Genomic DNA, 3675 nt, shown 5'->3' with positions numbered 1-3675 from the left:
GAAATGCGCGGAATCGGTGTGCCGAGCACGCGTTCGATGGTGCGAACTGTCGCGATCTCGTCGGGGGACATGAAGGTAAACGCGTCGCCTGTCGCCGCAGCCCGGCCAGTGCGGCCGATGCGGTGCACGTAGTCTTCGGGGCGCTGCGGCACGTCGTAGTTGATCACGTGCGAAATGCCGGCGATGTCGAGACCTCGCTGGGCGATGTCGGTCGCGACGAGCACGCGGATCTTTCCGGCCTTGAACTCTTCGAGCGCCTGCATCCGCTGCGACTGACTCTTGTCCGCGTGCATGGCCGTCGCTTCGACGCCAGCGCGCTGAAGGTGCCGCACGAGGCGGTCGGCGCCGTGCTTGGTACGCGTGAACACGAGCACTGAGTCCATCTCGGGCTGCTTCAGCAGCTCGGCCAGCAGGGCACTCTTCCGCTCGCGCGGAACGGGATACACGGCGTGCGCCACCGTGTCCACCGCCTGAGTCCGAAGACCTACCTGCACGACGATCGGCTTCCGGAGATATTTGCGCGCGAGCGCCTCGACCTCGGGCGGCATCGTCGCGCTGAACAGGAGCGTCTGCCGGTATGCGGGAACCTCGCGCACGATCTGGTTGATCTGCGGTGCGAACCCCATGTCCAGCATGCGATCGGCTTCGTCGAGCACGAGCACCTCGAGGTCGTCGAAGACGAGGTTCTGACGCTCGAGGTGGTCGATCAGGCGACCGGGCGTGGCGACGACGACATCGACTCCCCGCCGAAGCGCTGTCTCCTGCGGACCGAGCGCGACTCCGCCGAATACCTCTGCCACGCGCAAACCGCTGTGGCGGCCGTACTTCTCGAAGCTCTCGCGAACCTGCGCCGCGAGCTCACGCGTTGGCGCGAGGATGAGCGCGCGAAGGCGTCGTGGCCCGCCAAGGAGGCGCTGGATGATGGGAAGGGTGAATGCGGCAGTCTTGCCGGTGCCTGTCTGGGCCAGGCCAATGAGGTCGCGCCCTTTGAGCGCGAGCGGGATTGCCTGCGCCTGAATCGGCGTTGGCTCCCGATACCCCGCGTCGCGGATGGCGTCGATCAACTCTGGCGCGAGGCCGAGTGAGTCGAATGCGGAGGGTGTTTCAATTGTGTTTTGCATGTAACCTGTTGCGCCGGGTCCGCTCGACTCCGGGGTGCGTTCCCCGGGACCGGCGCGCCTTCAGCCGCGCCGCAATGGCGCACGCCGAGGTGAAAATTTTCGGAAGGGTCCGCGGATTGTGCGGCTCTTCAGCGAGCCAATGTCCCGAGCGGCTGGAATCGGCTCCACGGCAACGTTTCGTACGTCCCGTGCATCAAATGTAAGTGCGACAAGGGTCTAGCGCCACGGCTGGCGCGGTTCTAACGTCGAGAACGGCCGAAACCTGCCGGCTCGCATCCCGGTAGTGTCGTCGGTACCGCGTCATTCTGGAGGACGACGTGCGTTTCGAAAACGTCATAACGCTCGAGCAGCAGACTCGCGCCGAGGACCAGGCGGCAGCCGCTCAGGCACGGGCACAGGCACGGGAGACTCGGCGCCTGCAGGAAGAGGTGCAACGCATTCAGCGGGAAGCCCAGCGCATCCGTGAGGAGACGCAGGGGCAGGTTCGCGTGCAGGTGGGAGGTGACGCTCGCCCTCAGGTGATTACGGTTCCGGCACCGCCGTGGGAGCGACGCAACGAGATCCCGCCGCAGGCCGTGGACATCGTCACGATGTTCTTCATCGCGGTGGTCATCATCATTGTCGGTCTTCCAATCGCTCGCGCGATCGGCCGGTGGATCGACCGCCGCGGCATGCCGAGTCCAGTCAACGCCGAGCTCGCGGCTCAAATGAATCGCATCGAGCAGGCGGTAGACACGATGTCGGTCGAGGTCGAGCGGATTTCCGAAGCGCAGCGATACCAGGCGAAGCTGTTGACCGACCGGGAGAAGGTGAGAGCGTGAAAACCAGGGGTCGGTAGTCAGGAGTCAGGGATCAGGGGGTGTCAGGGTGTGGGTTGCAGGAGAGAAACCTGGCACCTCGTCCCTCGGTGCAGTCCTCTCCTTCAACCTGCGACCCGATACCCCCTGATCCCTGATCCCTGACTCCTGACTTCTGACCCCTGGGGTCTCAACTACTTCCACACTCCAACTTCGCGCAACTGCGCCATCGACTGGCGCGGGATCGAGACCATGCCATCACACTCCGTGCAGACGTCGACCAGGACGTTCGGGACACGGAGCCGCGAACCGGTAAGATGCACGGTGCGGACCTCATAGCGGGTGCGCACGATTTTGCGACACGCGCGACACGAGCTGGACGAAACGTCCCCAGCCTGGAACAGCGATTTCACGGAGCACCTCTCTGCTAGTGGAGAACCCGAACGAACTACTCTGCTGCTACCGTTCGTTCGACACTACGAGAGACGCCCCGGGTTGGTGTCGGCAACGCGAGTTCACGAAACCAATACAGTTCCCACAGAACACGGACGTTTTCGGGCCTAACGAGCACAGCTCGCGCGATCAGATGACGTTGATCTGCCGGCCCGCAAGCCTGCCGATGAGTCCCAGGCGGAAGGTGACATCGCTCCAACGTTCCTCGCCGGTGTGCTGCGTTTCGAGCGGGAACGACGGCCATACGAGCGGATTCGTGGACCGCGGCATCGCCAGCCCCTTGTGGGGATGCCAGACGCCGTCCTGGTCCCGATCATCGAGAAACCTGTCGTAGAGCTTCGCCCAACCTTCGTGCCGCCGCATGTACCCGAGGCGCGCGACGAGCTCGAGCCAGGTTAGCGCCCACGGGACGTCGGCGTCGGCCGCGTTTCGGTGCGGCAGAGGGTCGCCGAGCATGAGGTGCGGCTGCGGGATGACCTTGTCGCCGAGGAGGCGCGCCGCCGCCTGCCGCGGCAGGGGCTGGGAGAGAAACTGAAAAAGGCGCTCCATCACGTCGTAGTGCTCGCTGCGGAAAAGCGGCATGTGGGCGAGCATGACGAGCGTGTGAAACGACGGCGGGGTCGCCTCAGGAGCGAGAACCTGCTGGTTGCCTGCGCGGACCCAGGGTTTCTGGGCGAGCGGGGAACGAAGATAGACCGCGAGACGATCGACGACACGACGCGCTGCGCCTCGGAGGCGCGGGTCGGATTCGTACCCCGCCTGAGCCAGCGCGGAGGCGGCTGCTTCCCGCAGGGTCGTTCGCCCTATGTGAGTCGTATCCGGATCCGGACGCCCTCTCGACGGTCCCAATTCGAACAAGAACGCCGGATCCTCATCCTCGGCTAGCAAGCGAAACAGGATGCGGCGAGCTCGCATGAGCGGAGGCGAGTCCTTGTCCCAGCCGTACTCGAGAAGGCGCCTGGTCGCGGTAATGGTCCCGACGCCCTCGAACGAGTGCGCGCGGACGGACGGGACCTCGAGCATCGAGCCGCCCCAGGTGCCGTCGTTCTGTTGGGCGATGGCGAGTGACAGTGCCGGGACGTGCGCGTACGGAAGCGTGCGAATAGCCGGAATTTGCCGAGGAGGTATGCGAGCTACGTCGATAGTGGCGCGATACTGTACCGCTGGAGCGCTATGATCGAGCAGCCAGCCCAGAGGAAAATCGATCGGGGCCCCAATTGGCAGGAGCTGAGGCGGTTGGGGTGTCGGGGACGGCGGCGGAGCGGCGGGCGGAACCGGCAGGCCTGGCGTGATCGGATCGGTCA

4 protein-coding genes are annotated in these 3675 nt (G+C 65.0%); 1 reads left to right on the top strand and 3 read right to left on the bottom strand.

The window, feature by feature from the left end:
* Positions 1 to 1121, bottom strand: a 1121-nt coding sequence (locus VFU06_08035; GenBank protein HEU5209344.1) for a DEAD/DEAH box helicase, incomplete at its 3' end; no start/stop codon positions are given.
* A 575-nt stretch (positions 1122 to 1696) separates the two neighbouring features.
* Between VFU06_08035 and VFU06_08030 the strand changes: the two genes are divergently transcribed.
* The gene (locus VFU06_08030; protein ID HEU5209343.1) at positions 1697 to 1942 is read left to right on the top strand and encodes a hypothetical protein; all 246 of its coding nucleotides are present in this window, start codon (positions 1697 to 1699) and stop codon (positions 1940 to 1942) included.
* Positions 1943 to 2112: 170 nt separating this feature from the next.
* On the opposite strand, the gene VFU06_08025 is transcribed toward VFU06_08030, so the two are convergent.
* Both VFU06_08025 and VFU06_08020 read right to left on the bottom strand, forming a co-directional pair.
* Complete coding sequence (locus VFU06_08025) at positions 2113 to 2268, bottom strand: hypothetical protein (protein HEU5209342.1); 156 nt, start codon at positions 2266 to 2268, stop codon at positions 2113 to 2115.
* Between the two features lie 232 nt (positions 2269 to 2500).
* A partial coding sequence (locus VFU06_08020) for a hypothetical protein (GenBank protein HEU5209341.1) occupies positions 2501 to 3675 on the bottom strand: 1175 nt, incomplete at its 5' end.

It is taken from the genome of Longimicrobiales bacterium (assembly GCA_035764935.1).
Lineage (GTDB): Bacteria > Gemmatimonadota > Gemmatimonadetes > Longimicrobiales > RSA9 > DASTYK01.
Note: the sequence above shows the minus strand (reverse complement) of the source record. Positions and strands in the feature narration are given on the sequence as shown.